The organism is Fodinibacter luteus (assembly GCF_039541575.1).
Classification (GTDB): domain Bacteria; phylum Actinomycetota; class Actinomycetes; order Actinomycetales; family Dermatophilaceae; genus Fodinibacter; species Fodinibacter luteus.
Genome location: NZ_BAABGM010000011.1, coordinates 37,194 through 58,613 on the forward strand (window position 1 = coordinate 37,194; position 21,420 = coordinate 58,613).

Here is a 21,420-nt window from a genome sequence, read left to right on the forward strand (position 1 = left end):
GTGTCTGACGGATGGTGGACGTGGGCGGGCGCCGCCATCGCACTGGTCCTCGTGGTCGCGGGCGTGTGGCTGCTGCTGTCCTCGCGCTCCGGGTCCCGCGACGCGGCGACCCGACCGGCGCGCGACACCTTCCGTCGTGACGACGAGGCCCCCCCGCCGCCGAGGAAGCGCCTCGCCGTCGTCGTCAACCCCACGAAGCTCGAGGGCGGGGGGACGGACGTCCGGGCCCGGATCCGCGCGGTGTGCGCCGGCCAGGGGTGGGCCGAGCCGCTGTTCATCGAGACCGAGGAGCACGATGTCGGCTTCGGCCAGACCCGGCAGGCCCTCGAGGCCGGCGTCGACGTCGTCTGCGCGTTCGGTGGCGACGGCACGGTGCGTGCCGTCGCCCAGGAGATGGTCGGCTCGGGCGTGCCCATGGGGCTGCTGCCCGGTGGCACCGGCAACCTGCTGGCCCGCAACCTCGAGCTGCCCACCGACGACCTCGACCGGGCCGTCACCGTCGCCCTGAGCGGTCGCAACCGGCACATCGACGTCGGCTGGATGACGCTCGACCCCGGGGAGGCGCACCTCGAGGAGCACGTCGGCGAGGGGTCCTCGGTCGGCACCCGCCGCCACGCCTTCCTCGTCATGGCCGGCCTCGGGCTCGACGCCGCGATCATGGAGGACACCTCCGAGAAGCTCAAGGCCCGGATCGGCTGGACCGCCTACGTGCCGGCCGGCCTGAAGAACATCCTCGTCGAGCGCTTCCGCGCGCACCTCAGCCTCGACGGCGGCCCGACGCGGACGCACCGGGCCCGCACGGTGCTCATCGGCAACTGCGGCAGGCTCACCGGAGGCATCAACCTCATGCCCGACGCCAGGCCCGACGACGGCACCCTCGACGTCGCCGTCATCGCCCCGAAGGGCATCACGGCCTGGCTCGCGGTCGTCGCCAAGGTGCTCACGAAGAGCAGCCGGCCCACCCAGACCCTCGACCGCTACCGCTGCCAGTCCGTCGGGGTGCGGGTCGACCACGACCAGAAGGTCGAGCTCGACGGCGACATCATCGGCGAGGCGCGGCACATCGAGGTCGAGGTGCAGCCGCGCTCCCTCATCGTGCGCACCGAGACCGGTCGCTCCTAGAACTTGCGCTCGCGCCACTGTCGCTCGAACGGCAGCCGCCACGTGTACGGCGCGATGAGCTGGTGGATCTGGTTGGGTCCCCACGTGCCCTGGGCGTAGGGGCGCACGGGCGGCGGGTGGTCGATGAGGGGCTGGGAGATCTCCCACAGGCGCTCGATGCCGGATGCCGACGTGAACAGCGTGCGGTCGCCGCGGGCGGCGTCGTAGATGAGCCGCTCGTAGGCCTCGAGGACCGCGCCGGCCCACGAGGTCTCGTGCATCGAGAACTGCATCGACAGCTTGTCGAGCCGGAAGCCGGGGCCGGGCCGCTTCCCGTAGAACGACAGCGACATCCGCGACTTGTCGGCGAGGTCGAAGGTGAGGTGGTCCGGGCCGTTGTCGCCGACCCCGGAGCCGGGCGGGAACATCGACTGCGGCGGCTCCTTGAAGGCGATCGAGATGATCCGGGCGCCCTCGGCCATCCGCTTGCCCGTGCGCAGGTAGAACGGCACGCCGGCCCAGCGCCAGTTGTCGACGTAGGCCTTGAGGGCGACGAAGGTCTCGGTCTCCGAGTCGGGGGCGACGCCCGGCTCCTCGTGGTAGCCGGCGTACTGGCCGCGCACGACCTCGGTCGGCTGGATCGGCTGCATCGAGCGGAAGACCTTGTTCTTCTCGCGGCTGATCGCGGCGGGCTCGAGCGAGGTCGGCGGCTCCATCGCGGTGAACGCGAGGATCTGGAACAGGTGCGTGACGACCATGTCGCGGTAGGCGCCGGTCGCCTCGTAGAAGTCCGCGCGCTGGGTGAGGCCCAACGTCTCGGGCACGTCGATCTCGACGTGGGAGATGTTGTTCCGGTGCCAGATGGGCTCGAACAGGCCGTTGGCGAAGCGGAACGCGAGGATGTTCTGGGCCGCCTCCTTGCCCAGGAAGTGGTCGATGCGGAAGATCTGCTCCTCGTCGAACACCTCGTGCAGCTGCGCGTTGAGCGCGACCGCCGACGCGTGGTCGGTGCCGAACGGCTTCTCCATGACGACCCGGCTGCGGGCGACGAGTCCGGCCTCACCGATCGTGCGCACCGCCGCGAGCGCGGCCTTCGGCGGCACCGACAGGTAGTGCAGACGCTGGTTGACGTCCCCGGGCAGGAGGTCCTCGGCCCGGGCGACCGCCGCCCCGAGCGCCTGCGGCCCCGCCGAGAGGGGCACGTAGTCGAGGCGCTGGGCGAAGCCGTGCCAGTCGGCATCCGTCATCTCGCGCGTGCTGTGCTCACGGATGGCGACGAGGGCGAGGTCGCGGAAGGCATCGGGGTTCATCTCGTCCAGGCTCGTGCCGACGACGCGCAGGTCGTCGACGAGCCCGGACTGGAAGAGGTGGAGCAGCCCCGGGACGAGCTTGCGCTTGGCGAGGTCACCGGTGGCGCCGAACAGGACGACGGTCGTGGGCGCGGTCATGGGGGCCAGCCTGACGGGGCGACGGGCACCCCCGCCACCCCTGCGCCGGGTGCGGCGCGCGCAGTATGGTCGGGGGAGCGACCCGAAGGAGGACGCCATGGCCGCGTTCACGGTGTGGAAGTTCGACGGTCCCAACGGTGCCCAACGGGCCGCGGAGACCCTCAAGCAGTGCCAGCGCGACGGGATGGTGAAGATCATCGACCACGCCGTCGTCACGTGGCCCGAGGGCGCTCCCAAGCCCCTGACGCACGAGGGCCACGAGGAACGCTGGCACGCGAGCGGCTGGGGTGCCTTGTGGGGCGTGCTCATCGGGGCACTGTTCTTCGTGCCCGTCATCGGCGGCGTCGTCGGAGCCGGCATCGGTGCGCTGAGCAAGCTCACGGCCAGTGCCGGCATCTCCAGGGAGCAGCTCGAGACGATCCGCACCCAGGTCACCCCGGGCACCTCGGCGCTGTTCGTCGTCACCGAGGACGGTGACCTCGACCGGGTCGGAGACCGGCTGCACATGCACAGCACCCTCATCGCGAGCAACCTCACCGACGCCGAGCGCCGGGTGCTCATGGAGACCTTCGGCAGCTGAGCCCGGGTCAGCCGCCCGGGGTGGCGAGGCGGATCTCCTCCTCGGTCGGCTCGCGGTGCTCGCGAGCCTCCGGGGGCAGGCAGTCGGCGATCGCGGCCATGATCCGCTTCGTGTCGGCGGCCGCGGAGCGCAGCTTGAGGTCGGCCGGCTCACCGACGCGCACCCGCACCGTGGGCGGGTGGGTGACGTTGAGGACGTTGGGCACGAGGGACGAGCGCGGCCACACCTTCTCGCTGCCCCAGATGCCGAAGGGGATGACGGGCGCCCCGGTCATCGCCGCGAGCCGGGCGGCGCCGGTGCGCCCCTTGAGCACCGGGTCGTAGAACTTCGCCCCGCGTGGGATCGTGCCCTGGGGCAGCAGGCAGACGAGCTCGCCACCCTCGAGCGCGACCGCGGCCGACTCGAACGACTCCTGGCCCCCGTTGTCGCGGTCGACGGGGATACCGCCGAGTGCCGTCGCGACCGCGCCGATCCCCGGGACGTCGAAGATCTCCTTCTTCCCCAGGCCTCGGGCGGTGCGCCCGGTGGCGCGCAGCAGCTGGATGATCGTCTGGAGGTCGAAGTACGAGCGGTGGTTGCCGACGAGGATCGCCGGGCCGGTGCGGGGGACGTGCTCGGTGCCGGCGATGTCGAAGCGCGCGTAGGGGGTGAGCGCCGGCGGGCTCGCGAGGAGGAGCAGCCGCTGCAGCTCGACGCCGAGCACCGGCACCTTGAGCACCCCCGGCGCGACGTCGAAGTGCACGATCGGCCACCCGCGGGCCACGGCGTAGACGGTGAGCCGTGGGTCGGGATTGACCGCGGCCGGCGAGCCGACCGCGGACAGGAGCGGGAGGTCGTAGATCGAGTCGGAGTAGGCGAAGCTCTCGGCGAGGTCGATGCCCTCCGCCTCGGCCCACTGGCGCACGGCAGCGAGCTTGCCCCGCGACCACACGAAGTTGCCGGAGATCGACCCGTCGAAGCGGCCGTCCTCGGTGATCGCGTAGCGCGTCGCGATGACGTGGTCGAAGCCGAGCCGGTCGGCGAGCGGCTTGATGAGGTGGTGCGGTGTCGTCGTCGCGAGGACGACCGGCCGGCCGGCGGCGCGGTGCTGCGCGATGAGGGTCATGGCGAACGGGTGGATGACCGCCGCGATCGCCTCGGCCGCGGCCGTGGCGGCGGCGTCGAAGCTCGCCATCTCGCGGCCCTTGGCGACGAGCGTGGCCTGGCGGGCGAGGAAGATCGACGGCAGGGTCTCGCCGATGAGGTCGAACATGCCGTAGAGGAGCCGTTCACCGGGCAGCTTGCGGGTGACGACGCCGAGGTCGTACATCGCCCGCGACAGCAGCGGGCCGGTGCCGCCCTGGAGCAGCGTGCGGTCGAGGTCGAAGATCGCCGCGCCGCTGCCCATGGGGTGAGGCTACCGGGCGGACGGCAGGGTGAGGAGACACGCCCCGGGACGGGCGAACGGCGCGAGGCGCACGCCCTCCCCCGTCCCGCCGTAGGCGGCGTCGGCACCGCCCACGAGCCCGACGTGCACCTGGCACACGACCTCCGGATGCCGGGTGGCCGCGTCGAGCAACGGGCACGTGCGCAGCTCCACGTCCCGCGCGTCGGCGAGCCGACCGGCATCCGGCGCGGGCACCGGCCGCGGCGAGAACCCGAGCCGGTCGAGGAGCGCCAGCACCCGCCGGCGCGGTTCCGCGGCCCCGGGGCCCGGCAGCGGGTCCTCCGCGAGGAGCTCGCGCCCCGCGAGCGCGGCCCCCCAGGCCCGCCCCACGGCCCGCGACTCCTCGGACGGGTCGGCGCCGGTGGCCGCGAGGCGGTCGGCGAAGGCCGTGGCGAGCGCGAGGTACTCCTCCGTCGCCGGGTCGACCGTGGCGGCGCCGGAGGCCGCGTCCCGGCCACGTGGGGTCACGACGTAGCGCACCGCGGGGCGGCCGCGGGCGGCCCGCCCGTCGGCGCGGGCCTCGACGAGACCGGCCGCGAGGAGGGCGCGCAGGTGGTGGCGGGTCGTGTTCGGGTGGCCGCCGAGGGCGGCCGCGAGGGCGCTGACCGTCGCACCGGCACGACCGTCGGCGACGGCGCGCAGCACCCGCCGACGGGCCGGGTCGAGGTCGGGCTCGACGGGGCCGCCGGGCGCCCGCCCACCTCCGGTGCGACCCGTCGGACGGGGCCGAGTTGGAGCCGGGCCGAGGGGTGGAGTATTTTTCACAATGTCATTGTAGATAATCCAGCACCGGAGGACCACCACCATGGAGCACCACACCCTTCCCCTCGCCGGCGGCGGGCAGCACGCGTGCGGCTGCGGCGACAGCGACCACGGCGTGCCCGAGCTCGACGTCCGCGCCATCCCGCACGCCATCCGCCACGCCACGGTGTTCGGCGCGCTGTCGGCCATCCCGTCCGGCGGGTCGCTCGACCTCGTCGCCCCCCACGACCCGAAGCCCCTGCTCGCGCAGATCGCCGACCGCGAGTCGGGCACCGTCACGGTGCGCTACCTCGACGAGGGTCCCGAGGCCTGGCGCCTCCGGCTGACCCGCGCCTGAGCCGGACCGGGCCGCCGTGTGCTCCTACTGCGGGTGCGAGAGCATCGACGTCATCGGCCGCTTCATGGCCGAGCACGTCGAGATCGTCAACGCGTCCGGGGTGCTCCGGCGGGCCTGCGAGCGCGGTGATGCGGAGGCCGTCGTCGCGGCGGCCGATGCCCTCGGCCGGCTGCTCCACCCGCACACCGGGGCCGAGGAGGCCGGGCTCTTCGCGGTGCTCTCCGAGGACGACGAGTTCACCGACCACGTCCGCTCCCTCTGCGCCGAGCACACCTCCCTCGACGCCGCGCTCGCCGCGGTCCGCGACGGCGACCACGCCTCCTTCCCGGCCTTCGACCTGGCCCTGCGCGCGCACATCGACCGCGAGGAGAACGGCCTCTTCCCCGCCGCGGCCATCGCCTTCGCCGGGCCGGAGTGGGAGCGGGTCACCGCCCTGACCCCGGTCGCCGCGGCCCGGAACGGTGGCGCGTGACCACCCTGGAGCCGCCCACCACCGCCGCCCGCCCGGCCCGCGCCTCCGCGCCGTCCGGACCCTCCCGCGGGCGCTGGGCGCTGCGCGACCGGCCGGGGGTCGTGTGGCTCGGCCTCGCCGTGCTCGTCGCCCTCGCGCACCCGTTCGTGCCGGCCGCGAGCTGGCTGCTCGTCCACCTCGTGCTCCTCGGGGCGCTCACCCACTCGGCGATGGTGTGGAGCACCCACTTCAGCCAGGCCCTCCTCAAGACCCCGGCCTCGCTCGACGAGCGGAGCCGGCAGAACGCGCGCATCGGGCTGCTCGTGGCCGGCCAGGCGGCCGTGCTCGTCGGGGTGCCGACCTCGCTCTGGCCGCTCACCGCCATGGGCGCGCTCGCGGTGTCGGCCGCGCTCGCCTGGCACGCCACCGCGCTGTGGCGCCGGCTCCGCCACGCCCTGCCGGGTCGGTTCCGGGTCACCGTGCGCTACTACCTCGCGGCCGCGGCCTGGGTGCCCGTCGGTGCGGCCCTCGGGGCCTGGCTCGCCCGCGGCCTCGACGACACGACCCACGGGCGCGTGCTCGTCGCGCACTCGATGGTCATGGTGCTCGGCTGGGTCGGCCTCACGGTGACCGGCACGCTCGTCACGCTGTGGCCGACGATGCTGCGCACCCGGATCGACGAGCGGGCCGAGCGCCTGGCCCGGCAGGCGCTCCCGGTGCTCGTCGGTGCCGTCTGCGTCATCGGCACCGGCGCGGCCCTCGGGTCGCGCCCCGCCACCCTCGCCGGGCTCGCCGGCTACGCCGCGGGCCTCGCCTGGTGGGGCCGGGCGCTCCTCGCACCGGCGCGCCAGGCACCCCCCCGCTTCTTCGCGACGTGGTCGGTGACCGCCGCCCTCGCCTGGGGCGCCGTCGCCCTCGGGCTCGTCGGGTGGCGGGTCGCCACGGCGGGCTCGTGGCCCGAGGTCGCCGACGGCTACGGGGTCGTCGCCGCCGTCATCGCGGCGGGCTTCGCCGCCCAGCTGCTCGCCGGCGCGCTGAGCCACCTCGTGCCGACCGTGCTCGGCGGGGGCCCGTCGGTCGTCCGGGCCGGGTCCGCCGAGCTCAACCGCGGCGCCGTGTGGCGGGTCACCGTCGTCAACCTCGGCCTCGCGGTGTGCCTGCTGCCCGTCCCGAGCGCGGTCCGGGTCGCCGCGTCGACCCTCGTGCTCGTGGCGCTCGCGGCCTTCATCCCGCTGCTGCTGCGAGCCGTCCGCGCGGCCGTCACCGCCCGGCGGGCCCTCGTCGCCACCGTCGCCGAGCACCCGGTGCGCCCCGAGCGGGTGGGGCCCGAGCCGCCTGTGTGGTCCCCCGCGCAGCTCGTGGCCGGGGTCGGCAGCGTCGCGCTCGCGGTCACCCTCGGGGTGGCGTTCGACCCGGCCGCCGCGGGTCTGGATGCCGGCCGGTCGGGCTCCGTGGCCGCGTCCGGCCTGACCGGGGCCGGCACCGTCGTCCCGACCGGCGAGACGACGCGGGTGCGGGTCGAAGCCCGCGACATGTCCTTCTCGCCGTCGTCGGTCACCGTCCCGGCGGGCAACCGGCTCGTCATCGAGCTCGTCAACGTCGACGAGGGGTCCCCGCACGACCTCAGCTTCGGCGGCGACCTGCGCACGCCGCGCATCATGCCGGGCCGCACCGCGACCCTCGACGCCGGCGTCGTCGGTGCGAGCGCCCAGGGGTGGTGCACCATCGTCGGCCACCGCCGGATGGGGATGGTGCTCGACGTCGTCGTCGAGGGGGGCCCGAGCGCGCCGGCCGACGTGGTCGGGGCCGGCAGTGCCGCCGGCGCCCGGGCCGGCGGTGCCGCCGCGGCCGAGCGGTCGGAGGAGGCCGGCATCCGGCTCGGGCAGGAGCCGGATGCCGCCTTCCGCGCGGTGGATGCCGCGCTGCCGCCGCTCGACGACCGCCGGGTCCGCGAGGTCACGCTCACGGTCGAGGAGGTCGAGCTCGAGGTGTCGCCGGGGGTGCGCCAGAGGCGGTGGACGTTCGACGGGGGCGTGCCCGGGCCGACCCTGCACGGCCGGGTCGGCGACACCTTCGTCGTGACCCTCGTCAACCGCGGGTCGATGGGCCACTCGGTCGACTTCCACGCCGGGGAGCGCGCACCCGACGAGGTCATGCGCACCATCGCGCCCGGTGGCTCGCTGACCTACCGGTTCACCGCCGAGCGAGCCGGTGTCTGGATGTACCACTGCTCGACGATGCCGATGAGCGCGCACATCGCCGCCGGGATGCACGGCGCCGTCGTCATCGAGCCGGACGGGCTGCCCGAGGCCGACCGCAGCTACGTCCTCGTCCAGTCGGAGGTGCACGTCGACGGCGACGGCACCGGCCGCACCGCCGAGGTCGACGCCGACTCCGCCGCGGCCGACACCCCCGACGCGGTCGTCTTCAACGGCGTCGCGAACCAGTACGACGCCCGCCCGCTGGCGGCCGGGGTCGGGGAGCGGGTCCGGCTCTGGGTGCTCGCCGCAGGGCCGAACCGCGGCACCGCCTTCCACGTCGTCGGCGGGCAGTTCGACACCGTGTGGCGCGAGGGCACCTACCTCCTGCGCGAGGGGCGCGGTCCGCTCGACACCGGGGCCGCCTCCGGTGGCAGCCAGGTGCTCGACCTCGCCCCCGCCCAGGGCGGGTTCGTCGAGCTGTCGATGCCCGAGGCCGGGCACTACCCCTTCGTCACGCACGCGATGGCCGACGCCGAACGGGGCGCGCACGGCATCCTCGACGTCACCGGCTGAGCCGACCTCCCGGACGCGACGCCATAGATTGGCGGCATGCCGCGCGACGAGCTGACCGCCTACGTCCTCGGGGGCGGGGGCGTCCTCGGGTCGACCGAGGTCGGGATGGTGCGGGCGCTCGCGGAGCACGGGGTGCGGCCCGACCTCGTGCTCGGCACGAGCATCGGCGCGCTCAACGGCGCCTTCGTCGCGGCCGACCCGGGGGTCGAGGGGGCGGAACGGCTCGCCGCGGTCTGGGAGGCGGTCGTGCGCGAGGGGGTCTTCCTCGACAACCCGATGCGCCAGGCGGCGCGGGTCGCGAGGTACCGCACCCACCTGCTCTCGAACGCGCCGCTGCGCCACGTCATCGACCGCTACCTGCCCGTCGACCGGTTCGAGCAGCTCGAGGTGGCGTTCCAGTGCGTCGCCGCGTGCATCGAGGACGCGAGCGGGCGCTGGTTCTCCGAGGGCGGGATCACCGACCCGGTCGTCGCCTCGTGCTCGGTGCCCGGCCTGTTCCCCCCGGTGCGCATCGGCGAGCGCCACTACCTCGACGGCGGCCTCGTGCACTCCATCCCCGTCGGCCGGGCGCTCGCCCTCGGCGCGACCCGGATCTTCGTGCTCCAGGTGGGCCGCGTCGAGCAGGAGCTCAGCGTGCCGACGAAGCCCTGGGAGGTCGCCACGGTCGCGTTCGAGATCGGGCGCCGGCACCGCTTCGTCCACGAGATGGAGTCGGTGCCCGACGACGTCGAGCTGCACGTGCTGCCGAGCGGGGCCACGGCCAGCCCGAACATCTCGATCGGTCACGCCCGGATCTCGCGGATGCGTGAGCGGATGGAGACCGCCCGGGCGGCGTCACAGGCCTACCTCAGCGCGCTCGAAGCGCCCTGACCACCTCGCGCCGCAGCACCTTGCCCATGGCGTTGACCGGGAGCGCGTCGACGACGACGAACCGGCGGGGCACCTTGTAGCCGGTCAGCGACTCGCGCGCGTACGCGTGGAGCACGTCCGGCGACGGGTGCGCGCCCTCGGCGAGGACGACGACCGCGACGACCTCCTCGCTGCCGCTGTCGTGCAGCACCCCGACGACGGCGGCGTCGACGACGTCGGGGTGCCGGCGGAGCACGGCCTCCACCTCGGAGGGGTAGACGTTGAAGCCGCCGGTGATGATGACCTCCTTGATCCGGTCGACGATCGTGATGAACCCGCCCTCGTCCATCGTCACGACGTCGCCGGTGCGGAACCAGCCGTCGTGGAAGGCCGCCGCCGTCTCCTCCGGCATCCCCCGGTAGCCGTCGAACACCTGCGGCCCGCGCACGAGCAGCTCGCCCCGCTCGCCGACCGGCACCTCGTCGTCGGGGTCGTCGGGGTCGGCGATCCGCACGTGGACGTCCGGGAAGGGCACGCCGATCGAGCCCGGTCGCCGGTCGGCCGTCATCGGGTTGCCCACGACGACCGGCGAGGTCTCGGTCAGCCCGTAGCCCTCGACGAGCAGGCCTCCGGTCGCGGCCTCCCAGCGCTCGACGAGCGGAGCCGGAAGGGGCATCGCCCCGGACAGGGAGTACCGGATGCCGTGGATGCTCGCGCCGCGCCGCTCGGCCTCGTCGACGATCCGCTCGTAGAGCGGCGGCACCGCGGGCACGAACGTCGGGACCTGCCGCTCGATGGCGTCCATGAGCAGCGCGACCTCCGGCTTGGGCAGCAGGACCAGCGTCGCGGCGAGGTCGAGGCCGAGCAGCATCCCGACGGTCACGCCGTAGGCGTGGAAGAGCGGCAGCGCGAGGAGGAAGGTCTCCTCGCCCTCGAGGAGGCCCGGCACCCAGGCCCGGCCCTGCGCGACGTTGGCTGCGAGGTTGCGGTGGCGCAGCGGGACGCCCTTCGGGGTGCCCGTCGTGCCGGAGGTGTAGAGGAGCAGGGCGACGTCGTCGAGCCCCGGGCGGGGGTGGGTGGCCGCCAGGGGTGGCGCCGCGACGAGGTCGCCCCACGGCAGGGCGCCCGGCGCGGGCGAGGTCAGCGCCGCTCGCGCCTCCCGGGCCTTTCGGAGCGGGAGCCGCAGGGCGACCCGCTTGGCCAGCGGCAGCTCGGTCGTGAGGTCGACGGCGACGACGTGCTCGAGGGCGCACTCGCCCCGCAGCTCCTCGACGACGGGGACGACCTTGTCCCACACGATCGCCACCCGGGCGCCGTGGTCGACGAAGGGCAGCCGCAGCTCACCGGCCGTGTACAGCGGGTTGTGCTCGACGACCGTCGCCCCGAGGCGGAGCACCGCGCAGAAGGCGATGACGTTCTGCGGGCAGTTCGGCATGACGAGGGCGACGCTGTCGCCGGCACCGACCCCGAGCCGGCGCAGCCCCTCGGCGACGCGGGAGACCCGGTCGGCCACGACGTCGTAGCGGGTGCGCCGGCCGAGGAAGTCGAGCGCGACGCGGCCGGGGAAGCTCGACGCGGCCCGGTCGAAGCGGTCGACGAGGGTGGCGGACGGCGGGTCGAGGTGGAGCGGGACCCCGGGTCCGTAGGCGGTGGCCCACCGGGGCTCGAGAGCGGTCATGGCACGTCGTCCTCACCGCCACGGGGACGGACCCGCGGACGCGCCCAACCTACTCCCGGCGCCCCCTCCGGCCGCGCCCTACGCTGGCGGCCATGGGCGCCCGCAGCATCCCCCCACCCCCGCTCGCCGTGCGGCGGGTACTCCACGTGGCGTGGCCCCTCGTCGGGGTGGTCGTCACGGGGCTCATGGTGCCCGTCATCGTCGCCGGCGCCTTCATGGTCGCCGTCGACCGCCGGGCCCGGCTGCTGCGGGCGTCGTGCCTGGCCGTCGTCCTCATGTGGGTCGACATCCGGATGCTGCTCGGCTGCTGGGCGCTGTGGGCGCGCAGCCCCGACCACGCGTCGCCGACGTGGCGCGAGGACCACGAAAGGCTGTTCACGCAGGCGCTCGACTCGCTCATGTACTACGCCCGGCGGTGGGTCGGGCTCGAGGTGGTGCTCGCCGACCGGATGCACTTCGGCGTCGACGGCCAGCCGCTGCTCGCGCTCGCCCGCCACGCCGGCCCCGCCGACTCGCTCGCCATCGCGTGGCTGCTGTCGCGCACCGCGGGGCGGCTGCCGCGCATCGTCCTCGCCGAGGCGCTCCGCTGGGACCCGGGCATCGACACGATCCTCAGCCGGCTCCAGTCCTTCTTCATGCCCGGTCGGGCCCGGCCCGGCGAGGACCGCGCCGCCGGGCTGGGCGAGATGGCCGCGACGATGCACCCCGACGACGTCTTCGTCATCTTCCCCGAGGGCCAGAACTGGACGCCGCTGCGGCGGGCGGGGATGATCCGGCGGATGCGCGAGCGGGGGGAGCACGCACGGGCGAGCCGCGCCGAGGAGCTGCGCCACGTCCTGCCGCCGCGCGCCCGGGGGGCCTGGGCCGCCCGCTCGGCCCGTCCCGAGGCCGACGTCATGGTGCTCGCGCACGTCGGCCTCGCGCGGCTGTCGAGCGCGCGGATGATCTGGGAGGCCCTGCCCTTCACCGGCCGCCCGTTCCTCGTCAAGACGTGGACCTACGCCGCCGACACCGTGCCGTCCGAGCCGGGCGCCTTCGAGGAGTGGCTCAACGACCGGTGGACCGAGGTCGACGCGTGGGTCGAGGAGCACGCGCACCCCTACCTGCCGGGGCACGAGCCCGGGGAGGACGGGCGGGTCGTGCGCTGACGGCCACCCGGCATCCGGGACCTGGGTCAGGAGCCCCCGGAGCGGATGCCGTCGAGCCAGGCCCGTGCGGCCGAGAAGTCGGCGTCGCTCGTCAGGGGGGCGACCGTCGCCCGCTGCCGGTCGGCCCGCGGGTAGGAGCCGAGGAAGCGCACCTCGGCGCAGATCCGCTTGAGCCCCATGAGCGCCTCGCCGAGGCGCTCGTCGAGGACGTGGCCCTCGAGGTCGATCGAGAAGCAGTACGACCCCATCGAGTCCTTCGTCGGACGGGACTCGAGGCGGGTCATGTTGATGCCGCGCGCCGCGAACTGCTCGAGCAGCTCGAGCAGGCCCCCAGCGTGGTCCTCGCGCTGGAAGAGCACGACGGTCGTCTTGTCGGCCCCGGTGCGCGCGGGCAGCTCCCCGGGCCGGGCGACGAGCACGAAGCGGGTCACGGCCGCCTGCATGTCGCCGATCCCGCTCGCGAGCACCTCCAGCCCGTGCCGCTGCGCGGCCGCGGGGGCGCACACGGCCGCCTCGTAGGGCTGCCGGCCGTGCTCGAGGGCCTCGGCGGCGGATGCCGTCGACAGCGTCGCGACGTACTCCGCCCCGGGCAGGTGGGCCGCCATCCAGCCCCGTACCTGGGCCCAGGCGTGCGAGTGGGTGCCGACGGCGTGGACGTCGCGCAGGGTCGTGCCCGACGTGGCGGCGAGGACGAAGGTCACCGGCACGAGCACCTCGCCGACGACGACGAGCGGCTCCCCGCTCGCGAGCGCGTCGAGGGTGGCGGAGACCCCGCCCTCGACGGAGTTCTCGATCGGCACCATCGCGCCGTCGATCGCCCCGGACCGCAGCGCCGTGAGGGCGGCGTCGACCGAGCCGAACGTCACCCGCTCCCCCGCCGCGGCGGGCTGCCACGCGTCGAGCGCCATCGAGGTGAAGGTGCCCTCGGGTCCGAGGAAGCCGTAGCGGCTCACGGGGTCTCCTTGCCGGTGCGGGCAGCGGCGAGCGCCTGCTGCTCCTCGGGGGTGAGCGTCGCGTCGGAGGCTCCGCCGACGACGCCCTTGGCGTACGTGCGCGACTCGCCCCGCGCGTGGATCGAGCTGACGACGAGCCCGTCGCCGTGGTCGTCGACGACGGCGGCGCTGAAGCTGAGCCGGCCGCCCATGTCGCCGAAGGCGTCGTACCGCACGACCGCGACGTGCCGCAGCGCCTGCCGGAGGTCGGCGCGCAGTGCGGCGAGGTCGGCATCCCCGGCGGGGCGGTGGTGCTCGAGCGCCGTCAGTCGACGCTGCACGTCCGCCGAGCGCCGCACCAGCACGACGAGCCCCGCGACGAGGACGACCGCGAGCGCGACGGGGATCGCGAGCACGACCGCTTCGAGGGGGTTGAGTCCGAACACACGCGACAGGCTAGGCGCTCGACGTGGAGGTGCGCCGACCGTCCCACGTCCGCCCCGCCCCCCTTCTCGCGGAGTCAGGAGCAGCCCGCCGGGTCAGGACCGGGTGCGCTCCTGAGTGGGCGAAGTGCCCCTGAGTTCGCGAGGTGGGCGCTCCCCTAGGGTGGCGCCGTGGACGTGGACCTCGCGACCGTGGCCGTCGTGTTCGGCACCATCTTCCTCGTCGAGCTGCCGGACAAGACCTTCATCGCGACGCTCGTCATGTCGACCCGCTTCCGCCCGCTCCTCGTCTGGGTCGGCGTCTGCCTCGCGTTCCTCGTCCAGACCGCGATCGCCGTGACCGCCGGGGGCCTGCTCGCGCGCCTGCCGCGCACCCCCGTCGAGGTCTTCGCGTGCGTCATGTTCCTCGTCGGCGGCATCCTGCTGCTGCGCGGCGCCGGGTCGGCCGACGAGCAGGAGGCCGAGACCGAGGCGGAGTTCGGGGCCAAGGCCGCCCGCCAGGTCGTCGGCTGGCGGGTCGTCACGCTGTGCTTCACGGTGCTCTTCCTCGCCGAGTGGGGCGACCTGTCGCAGATCCTCACCGCCTCGCTCGTCGTGCGCTACGACGACCCGATGTCGGTGTTCGTCGGGGCGTTCCTCGCGCTCGCGACGGTGTCCGGGCTCGCCGCGGGGCTCGGCCGCACGCTGCTCACCTGGTTGCGCCTGTCGACGATCCGGCGGATCGGCGGCACGGTCTGCCTGCTGCTCGCCGCCTACACCGCCCTCGAGATCGCCGGGGTCGTCTGACCGGAGCCGGCCGGCGGTGCCGGAGCCACGGCATCCAGGTCGTCACGGCTGACCCACCACAGCAGCACGAGCGCGGCGAGGGCCCCGAAGACGTCGGCGTTCTGCAGCACGCGCCCGGGGAGCTCGGGCCAGTCGCGCTGGTTGAGCCACGAGATGCCCCACCACGGCAGCCGGCACAGGAAGAACGCCGTGACCCCGGCACCGGCCCACAACCGGCGGCGCTCGCGCAGCGGGTCGGCACCGAGCAGGGCGAAGACGACGACGACGACCCAGTGGAAGTGGTGGATCCACGCGACGGGCGACAGCAGGCAGGCCATGAGCCCCACCGCGGCGACCTCACCGATCGAGTCGCCGCGCTCGTGGAAGCGGCGGGCCAGCCAGAAGCCGAACACCCCGACGACGGCGACGCACCCGAGCCAGAGGACCGTGCCCGGCATCCCGTCGGGGCCGACGCGCAGCAGGAAGCCGCGCAGGGACTGGTTCGACGTGCCCATGTTCGGCCCGAGCCGGGCGGGGTCCTGCAGCGCCCCGCCCCAGAACGCGAACGACGCCTGCGGGAGCAGCACCCAGGCACCGAGCGTCACCCCCACTGCCGTGCCCACCGCGGTCGCCGCCTCGCGCCAGCGCCGGGTGACGAGGAAGTGCACGACGAAGACGCCCGGCGTCAGCTTCACCGCCATGGCGAGGCCGACGAGCACCCCCCGCGGCACCCGGCGCAGCACCCTGGGCCGCGGCTCGCGCAGGTCCATGAGGCACGCGAGGACGATGAAGGCGTTGACCTGCCCGAACCGGATGCCGTCGCTCACGGGGTGCAGCCACAGCATCGGCGCGGTGAGCAGGGCGAGCGCGAGGGGCACCCACGGGCCGGCGCGGTGGATGAGGCGGTACCCCGCGTACCAGACGATCGCCGTCGTCGCGAGCACCTGCAGGCCGGTCCACAGCCAGCCGGCGGCGCCGAACGGCACGAGCGCGAGCGGGATGGCGAGCAGGGCCGCGAACGGCGGGTAGGTGAACGGGAGCAGCTGCGGGCTCTCCGTGAGCGTGGCGTAGACCGGCCGGCCGGTGAGGATGGAGACGCCCGCCTCCCGGTAGACCTCGACGTCGACCTGCCACTGGTCGAGCGGCCAGAAGACGAGGTAGCGCAGGACGACGGGCGTGGCGGCGAGGGCGACGAGGAGCGCCGCGAGGAGCCAGCGGTGCCGGGGGACGGTGCCGCTCGGTCGGGTGCCCACTCCCCCATTCTGGTGGTGCCGGCGCGCCACCCGGCATCCGGCCGGTGCCCCAGCGACCTGAGAGGATGCTTGGCCGGGGGATTCGGGCCCGCACGCCGCCGACCCGTACCGTGGGGCCGTGTTGCGCAGAGCCCTCGCCGTCACGGTCGCCCTGGCGACCCTCGTCGTGGGTCTCGTCGTCGGCTCGGCGGCCTGGCCGAGCCAGGCGTCGGCGGCGGTGACGACGGCGACGGACGAGCCGGCGGGGGCGGTCGTCGTCGTCGGGACCGGCGGCATCAGCTGGTCCGACGTCGACGAGCAGACGACCCCGAACCTGTGGCTCCTCCTGCGCGACGGCTCCGCCGCGGCCCTGTCGGTGCGCTCGGTGCACTCCAACACCTGCCCGGTCGACGGCTGGCTCGGGCTCTCGTCGGGCAGCCGCGCCGCCGGCCCGCGTCCGGGCGAGGCCCCGAACCCCGTCGACCGGCCGTGCACGCCGCCACCGACCGTCACCGACGGCGTCGTCGCCGCGTGGCCGACGTACGAGGCGGCCGCGGCCGAGACCCGCTTCGACGCGCGGCTCGGCCTGCTCGGGGCCACCGCGGCGGCCGGGGGCCTGTGCGTCAAGGCGGTCGACCCCTACGCGGCGGTCGGGGGCGCCCGCCCCGACGGCCGCGTCGAGCACTACGCCGCGTGGACCTCGGAGCGCATGCTCGAGGACCTCAATGCCTGCCCGGTCACCCTCGTCGACGTCGGCTCGCTGCGCGACCCGGACGACGTCGCCGACGGGGAGTCGGTCACCACGTCGCGCGCCGAGCAGCTGGCCGAGATCGACGCGCGCATCGGGCAGGTCATCGAGGCCGGACCGAACGGCGCCGACTACGTCGTCACGTCGATGTCGGATGCCGGGGTGAGCGAGCGGCTGCGCCTCGTCGTCGCGCGTGGCCCGCACTTCGGTCCGGGCGTGCTCGTGTCCGGCTCGACGAAGCAGACCGGGCTCGCCCAGCTGTCCGACGTCACCGCGACGGTGCTCGCCTCGGTCGGGCTGCCCGTGCCGGATGCCGTGGGCGGCTCGCCGCTCACGAGCGACCCGGCGCCCGACAACTCGGTGCAGCGGGCGCAGGCCCGGCTCACCATGCTCAGCGACTACGACGAGGCGAGCCACGACGTCCACGGGCTCGTCGAGCCGTTCTTCACCGTCTTCGCCTACGGCCAGCTCGTCATCTACCTCCTCGTCCTGCTCGTGTGGAAGGGCCGGCTCGGCACCGACCGCAGCCGGGTCACGGTGCTCTCGCGGGTGCGGGTGCTCTCCGTCGTCGCGGCCTCGGTGCCGGTGTCGACCTTCCTCGCCAACCTGCTGCCGTGGTGGCGCTTCCCGGTCGAGATGCTCTCGGTCGTGCTCGCCGTCGGCCTGTTCGTCGCGGCCATCTCGACGGTGGCGCTGCGCGGCCCGTGGCGGCACTGGGCCCTCGGGCCGATGGCGGTCGTCTCGGCGACGACGATGCTCGTGCTCGCCGTCGACGTCATGACGGGGTCGAGGCTGCAGCTGTCCTCCCTCATGGGGCTGCAGCCGGTCGTCGCCGGCCGGTTCTACGGCATGGGCAACCCCACCTTCGCGCTCTTCGCGACGTCCACCATCCTGCTGTGCACCGCGGTGTCGTCGTGGCTCGTGCTCGCCGGCCGGCGGCGGGCCGCGGCGGTCGCCGTGGGTGTCATCGGCGGCTTCGCGGTCGTCGTCGACGCGATGCCCTTCTGGGGCGCCGACGGCGGCGGGCCGCCCGCGCTCGTGCCGGGCCTGGCCTACCTCGTCCTCGCGGTGCTCGGCCTGCGGCTCACGTGGCAGCGGGCCCTGCTCGTCGCGGCCGGGGTCGTCGGGCTCTTCTTCCTCATCGCCGGGGCCGACTGGCTGCGCGAGCCGGCCTCCCGCAGCCACCTCGGCCGGTTCGTCCAGGCGATCATCGACGGCAACGCCCTCGACATCGTCGTGCGCAAGGCCCAGCAGAACGTCGAGATCCTGCTCGGCAACGCCCCCCTGACCCTCCTCGTGCCGGCGGCACTCCTCTTCGTCATCTACGTCCTCGCCCGGCCGACCTCCTGGGGCTCTCGGGCGATGCAGCGCTCGTACGACCAGGCGCCCACCCTCCGGGCGGGCCTCATCGCCCTCCTCATCACGCTGAGCATCGGCTTCCTCGTCAACGACTCCGGCGTCGCGATCCCGGCGGTCGGGGCCACGCTCGCCGTGCCGCTCATCGTGTCGGTGTCGGTGAGCTACCTGCTCGACGAGGCGCGCGCCACCGCCCAGACCCGCTCCGCGCGCCGGCGGCGATGACGACGACCCAGAGCACGAGGCCCACCCAGGGCACGACACCCCGGCGCACCCCGAGCGTGAGGTCCTCGACGGCCGGAGTCATCCCGAGCACCCGGCCGGGCACGTAGGCCACCGCGAGCGCGACGAGCCGCACGAGGGCGACGACGTCGACGATCCCGGGCCGCACCGCGGGCAGGGCGGCCCACGCGAGCAGGTCGTACCACGGCAGCGAGTACGGGGCGGCGAGCGAGTAGGCGAGCGTGAGGCAGGCGGTGACCCACAGGGCCACCGCGGCGGTCGCCGTCGTCGTCGCAGGTGCGGTCGGGGCGGCGGGGCGGCTGATGCGCAGCAGGCACCAGGCGAGCACGACCGCGAGCACCGCAGCCGAGAGGCTGATGGCGAGCCGGGTCGTGTCCTCGCCGTTGGCGTCGCGGGCCCACTCGAGCACCGGCCGCCACGGCGTGGCGAGCGAGACCGCCTGCCGCGAGCGGACCAGCTGGTCGTAGACGTGCGGGCCGGCCCACGCGTGCAGGGCCACCGCGACGACGGCGAACCCCGCGACGAGCGACCCGACGAGGCGGGCCAACCGCGCGGAGCGGTGCCCGACCACCCACCACGCGGCGACGACCCCCACGCCGACGACGGCATACGTGAACTTCGTCGAGCCGGCGCCCGCGACGAGCCCGCCGCCGAGGGCCGCGCCGACCGGACCCGGCCGCCCCGCGACGACGGCGACCGCCGCGACCGCCAAGGCCGCCGCGACGACGTCGACGTGCGCGCCGAGCACCCCGACGCCGAGCACGAGCGGGTTGAGGGTCCACAGCACGTCGACGCGCCCGTGCACGCCGGGGCCGAGCACCCGCCGGAGCAGCCAGCGCACGATGAGCCAGGCGAGCACGACGACGACCTGCCACACCCAGACGCCCTGCCGCAGCGAGTCGCCCCCGAGGTGGGCGGCCAGGCCGTGCAGGAGCGTGGCGAGGGGGCCGTAGACGCTCGGCTCGGTCGTCCACGGCTCCTCGACCCGGCTCGTCACCGGGTCGGACCCGCCCGCCCACTCGACCGGGGCCTCGACCCACGGGTCGCCGCCCCCGACGAGGATGCGCCCGTAGGCGAGGTAGTTGACGTGGTCGGCCGACCCGAACGGCGCCGTGAGCAGGGCGAGCACGCCGAGGCCGACCGGCACCGCCCACGACCGCAGGGCTGCCACCCGTCCCCGGAGCCCGAGGTACACGGCCACGCCCCCGAGCAGGTAGGCCGTCCACAGCACGGCCGTGACCGCCGCGGGCGACAACGCGACGGGGAGCAGCTGGCCCGGCGCCCAGCCGCGGGGGGCCAGGTCGGGCAGGGCCGCGTTCGGCGCGCCGGCCCCGACGACGAGCAGCAGGGCGACGGACAGACCGACGCACAGCCGGTGGGTCCGGGTCAGCCCCGGTGCCACGGCCGCCAGCCGCGCCGCACGAGCGCGAGCCACACGTCGCGGTACTGCCCGGCCCGGTGCAGCTGGCCCCGCCAGTCCGAGCCGCTCACCCGGTGCTGCAGCTCGCACGGCACCTCGACGACGGTCAGGCCCGCGCGCAGCACGTCGACGGTGAGGGCGGTCTCGACCCCCCAGCCGCGCGCGAGCGGGGTCGCCGACTCGAACGCCCGAGGGCTGAGGCAACGCATGCCCGACAGGGGCTGGACCGCCGTGAAGCCGGTGAGGCGCCGGATGCCGTCGCGGGCGAGGTTGACGACGAGGCCCCGCCCGCCACCGGTCGTGAGCTGCGCCGGCAGGGTGGCGATCGTCATGTCGGCGGTGCCGTCGAGCACGGGGGTCGTGAGCACCCCGAGGTTGGCCGCGGTCTCCTGCAGGTCGCCGTCGACGAAGAGGAGCGCGGCGGCACCCGCCGCGGGACGGACGCGCCCGGCATCCGCCGCGTCGAGCTCGCGCACCCGCCGGACCCCCGTCTCGAGGGCCGCCGCCTTGCCGCGGTTGCGCTCGTGGCGCACGACGTCGGCGCCGGCCTCGCGGGCGACCCGGGCGGTGTCGTCGCTGCTGCCGTCGTCGACGACGACGACCCGGGCCACCCCGGGAAGCGACGCCACCGCGCGCACGGTGGCCGCGATGCGGTCGGCCTCGTCCTTGCAGGGGACGACGGCGGCGACCGTGGCGCCGGGGACGGCCCCGGGGAGGTCACCCATCGCCGGCACCCGCCCCGTCCACCCCGCGGCGGGTGCGCACGTGGTTGCCGGGGCGACCACCTCCGCACTCGGGGCCGGGGCGGGGGGACATCAGCGGAGGGTGACCTGGCGGCTCAGCAGGCCCGCGCGGGCCCGGCGCTCGTCGGCGCCAAGCGGTGCGTCGGACGCGAGGGCGGCCGCGTACCGCTCCCCCCAGGCGGCGAGCTCGTCCTCGTGGTCGCCCGGCTCAAGCCCCGGGTCGAGGTCCCAGACCGGGACGAGCAGGCCGCAGGCGCGGAACGCGCCGAGGAGGCGCGAGTCGCCGCCGAGCCCGTCGTCTCCGGCGGCGTGCAACCGGGACAGCGCGTCGGTGGCGGCGTCCTCGTCGTCGGGGAGCACGAGGCGGATGTGCGCCCGCTCCCCGATGCGTACCCAGTACGCCGACGGCAGCGCCGTCATGGCCGTCGTGGGGACGACCGTCTCGTTCGCCCGCTCGAGCGAGGCCGCGGCATCCCCCTCGAGCTCCTGCCCCTCGACCCAGAAGTCGAAGCCCTCGTGGACGGTGACGTCGAAGGTGGAGTCCGCGGCGAGGACGTCCTGCAGCCGTGGGCTGTCGGCGGTGACCTGCTCGGTCGTGACGACCGGGCTGCCGGGCTCGGCGGCGAGGGCCGCGAGCAGCTGGGCCGCGAGGTCGCGCGACGCGTCACCGCTCGAGTTGCCCGACTGGGTGCCGATGAGCACCGTGCCGTCGGAGCGGTGCAGGCCCGGCCACGCCATCGGCAGCACCGTGGCGACGGTGACCGTGCCGGGCGCACCGTCGGGCACGTGCTCGGGACGGACCGTGACGACGGCGGTCGCCGCGGGGAGGATCTCGCGCAGGGCGACCCAGTCGGTCTCGCCGACGAGCCCCTCGAACGGGCGGCGCACGAAGGGCACCGGGCCGGGGCGCGAGCGGCGGGTGCCGGTGTCGGAGCCACGCTGACGTCGAGATGCCTTGCCCATGCGCGCCACCCTAACGGGGGG

The 21,420-nt window shown here is 75.0% G+C and carries 19 protein-coding genes; 9 read left to right on the forward strand and 10 right to left on the reverse strand.

Features of this window, described 5'->3' with window-relative positions:
- Positions 1-1,122 (forward strand): diacylglycerol/lipid kinase family protein, encoded by a 1,122-nt coding sequence (locus ABD899_RS08320; RefSeq protein WP_345204535.1) that lies wholly within the window; start codon positions 1-3, stop codon positions 1,120-1,122.
- Here the strand turns inward: ABD899_RS08320 and zwf are convergent.
- Positions 1,119-2,549 (reverse strand): glucose-6-phosphate dehydrogenase, encoded by a 1,431-nt coding sequence (gene zwf / locus ABD899_RS08325; RefSeq protein WP_345204538.1) that lies wholly within the window; start codon positions 2,547-2,549, stop codon positions 1,119-1,121. The genes ABD899_RS08320 and zwf overlap by 4 nt on opposite strands.
- 97 nt (positions 2,550-2,646) lie before the next feature.
- On the opposite strand from zwf, the gene ABD899_RS08330 reads away from it, so the two are divergent.
- Complete coding sequence (locus ABD899_RS08330; protein ID WP_345204541.1) at positions 2,647-3,129, forward strand: DUF1269 domain-containing protein; 483 nt, start codon at positions 2,647-2,649, stop codon at positions 3,127-3,129.
- A gap of 7 nt (positions 3,130-3,136) precedes the next feature.
- On the opposite strand, the gene ABD899_RS08335 is transcribed toward ABD899_RS08330, so the two are convergent.
- Positions 3,137-4,516, reverse strand: coding sequence for an HAD-IB family hydrolase (locus ABD899_RS08335; protein ID WP_345204543.1), 1,380 nt, complete (start codon positions 4,514-4,516; stop codon positions 3,137-3,139).
- A gap of 9 nt (positions 4,517-4,525) precedes the next feature.
- Positions 4,526-5,320 (reverse strand): helix-turn-helix transcriptional regulator, encoded by a 795-nt coding sequence (locus ABD899_RS08340; RefSeq protein ID WP_345204545.1) that lies wholly within the window; start codon positions 5,318-5,320, stop codon positions 4,526-4,528.
- A gap of 40 nt (positions 5,321-5,360) precedes the next feature.
- Between ABD899_RS08340 and ABD899_RS08345 the strand changes: the two genes are divergently transcribed.
- Genes ABD899_RS08345 through ABD899_RS08360 form a run of 4 tightly spaced genes read left to right on the forward strand, consistent with a single transcriptional unit; the run spans position 5,361 to position 9,749 of the window.
- Positions 5,361-5,654, forward strand: coding sequence for a DUF2249 domain-containing protein (locus ABD899_RS08345; protein WP_345204546.1), 294 nt, complete (start codon positions 5,361-5,363; stop codon positions 5,652-5,654).
- 16 nt (positions 5,655-5,670) lie between these two features.
- Positions 5,671-6,126, forward strand: coding sequence for a hemerythrin domain-containing protein (locus tag ABD899_RS08350; protein ID WP_345204548.1), 456 nt, complete (start codon positions 5,671-5,673; stop codon positions 6,124-6,126).
- Entirely contained in the window at positions 6,123-8,879 is a 2,757-nt protein-coding gene (locus ABD899_RS08355) for a multicopper oxidase domain-containing protein (RefSeq protein ID WP_345204551.1), read from the forward strand. The genes ABD899_RS08350 and ABD899_RS08355 overlap by 4 nt, the downstream gene beginning before the upstream one ends.
- Positions 8,880-8,915: 36 nt before the next feature.
- Complete coding sequence (locus ABD899_RS08360; RefSeq protein WP_345204553.1) at positions 8,916-9,749, forward strand: patatin-like phospholipase family protein; 834 nt, start codon at positions 8,916-8,918, stop codon at positions 9,747-9,749.
- Here the strand turns inward: ABD899_RS08360 and ABD899_RS08365 are convergent.
- On the reverse strand, positions 9,727-11,406 hold the full coding sequence (locus ABD899_RS08365; RefSeq protein ID WP_345204555.1) for a long-chain-fatty-acid--CoA ligase: 1,680 nt from the start codon (positions 11,404-11,406) through the stop codon (positions 9,727-9,729). The two genes, ABD899_RS08360 and ABD899_RS08365, sit on opposite strands and share 23 nt — an antisense overlap.
- Before the next feature lie 92 nt (positions 11,407-11,498).
- On the opposite strand from ABD899_RS08365, the gene ABD899_RS08370 reads away from it, so the two are divergent.
- Entirely contained in the window at positions 11,499-12,554 is a 1,056-nt protein-coding gene (locus tag ABD899_RS08370; protein ID WP_345204556.1) for a 1-acyl-sn-glycerol-3-phosphate acyltransferase, read from the forward strand.
- A 26-nt stretch (positions 12,555-12,580) separates the two neighbouring features.
- Here ABD899_RS08370 and pheA read toward each other — a convergent pair whose 3' ends face one another.
- Positions 12,581-13,507, reverse strand: a complete 927-nt coding sequence (gene pheA, locus ABD899_RS08375; RefSeq protein WP_345204559.1) for a prephenate dehydratase — start codon at positions 13,505-13,507, stop codon at positions 12,581-12,583.
- On the reverse strand, positions 13,504-13,932 hold the full coding sequence (locus ABD899_RS08380; RefSeq protein ID WP_345204562.1) for a DUF4446 family protein: 429 nt from the start codon (positions 13,930-13,932) through the stop codon (positions 13,504-13,506). The genes pheA and ABD899_RS08380 overlap by 4 nt, the downstream gene beginning before the upstream one ends.
- Before the next feature lie 168 nt (positions 13,933-14,100).
- On the opposite strand from ABD899_RS08380, the gene ABD899_RS08385 reads away from it, so the two are divergent.
- Positions 14,101-14,715, forward strand: a complete 615-nt coding sequence (locus tag ABD899_RS08385) for a TMEM165/GDT1 family protein (RefSeq protein ID WP_345204563.1) — start codon at positions 14,101-14,103, stop codon at positions 14,713-14,715.
- On the opposite strand, the gene ABD899_RS08390 is transcribed toward ABD899_RS08385, so the two are convergent.
- On the reverse strand, positions 14,682-15,947 hold the full coding sequence (locus ABD899_RS08390; protein ID WP_345204566.1) for a glycosyltransferase 87 family protein: 1,266 nt from the start codon (positions 15,945-15,947) through the stop codon (positions 14,682-14,684). The two genes, ABD899_RS08385 and ABD899_RS08390, sit on opposite strands and share 34 nt — an antisense overlap.
- A 118-nt stretch (positions 15,948-16,065) precedes the next feature.
- On the opposite strand from ABD899_RS08390, the gene ABD899_RS08395 reads away from it, so the two are divergent.
- Positions 16,066-18,255, forward strand: coding sequence for a hypothetical protein (locus tag ABD899_RS08395; RefSeq protein ID WP_345204567.1), 2,190 nt, complete (start codon positions 16,066-16,068; stop codon positions 18,253-18,255).
- Here the strand turns inward: ABD899_RS08395 and ABD899_RS08400 are convergent.
- From ABD899_RS08400 to ABD899_RS08410, 3 genes are all read right to left on the reverse strand, one after another.
- Positions 18,173-19,675, reverse strand: coding sequence for an MptA/MptB family glycosyltransferase (locus ABD899_RS08400; protein WP_345204570.1), 1,503 nt, complete (start codon positions 19,673-19,675; stop codon positions 18,173-18,175). The genes ABD899_RS08395 and ABD899_RS08400 overlap by 83 nt on opposite strands.
- Complete coding sequence (locus tag ABD899_RS08405) at positions 19,660-20,418, reverse strand: glycosyltransferase family 2 protein (RefSeq protein ID WP_345204572.1); 759 nt, start codon at positions 20,416-20,418, stop codon at positions 19,660-19,662. Before ABD899_RS08405 ends, ABD899_RS08400 begins: the two co-directional genes overlap by 16 nt.
- Before the next feature lie 90 nt (positions 20,419-20,508).
- Positions 20,509-21,399, reverse strand: coding sequence for a DUF5926 family protein (locus ABD899_RS08410; protein WP_345204574.1), 891 nt, complete (start codon positions 21,397-21,399; stop codon positions 20,509-20,511).
- Between the last annotated feature and the right edge of the window lie 21 nt (positions 21,400-21,420).

Excerpts from the sequence above, each read along its gene's own strand:
- ABD899_RS08345 (WP_345204546.1), top strand. The coding sequence starts at position 5,361 with ATGGAGCACCACACCCTTCCCCTCGCCGGCGGCGGGCAGCACGCGTGC.
- ABD899_RS08330 (WP_345204541.1), top strand. The coding sequence starts at position 2,647 with ATGGCCGCGTTCACGGTGTGGAAGTTCGACGGTCCCAACGGTGCCCAA.
- ABD899_RS08410 (WP_345204574.1), bottom strand. The coding sequence starts at position 21,399 with ATGGGCAAGGCATCTCGACGTCAGCGTGGCTCCGACACCGGCACCCGC.
- ABD899_RS08405 (WP_345204572.1), bottom strand. The coding sequence starts at position 20,418 with ATGGGTGACCTCCCCGGGGCCGTCCCCGGCGCCACGGTCGCCGCCGTC.
- ABD899_RS08370 (WP_345204556.1), top strand. The coding sequence starts at position 11,499 with ATGGGCGCCCGCAGCATCCCCCCACCCCCGCTCGCCGTGCGGCGGGTA.
- ABD899_RS08360 (WP_345204553.1), top strand. The coding sequence starts at position 8,916 with ATGCCGCGCGACGAGCTGACCGCCTACGTCCTCGGGGGCGGGGGCGTC.
- ABD899_RS08365 (WP_345204555.1), bottom strand. The coding sequence starts at position 11,406 with ATGACCGCTCTCGAGCCCCGGTGGGCCACCGCCTACGGACCCGGGGTC.
- zwf (WP_345204538.1), bottom strand. The coding sequence starts at position 2,549 with ATGACCGCGCCCACGACCGTCGTCCTGTTCGGCGCCACCGGTGACCTC.
- ABD899_RS08335 (WP_345204543.1), bottom strand. The coding sequence starts at position 4,516 with ATGGGCAGCGGCGCGGCGATCTTCGACCTCGACCGCACGCTGCTCCAG.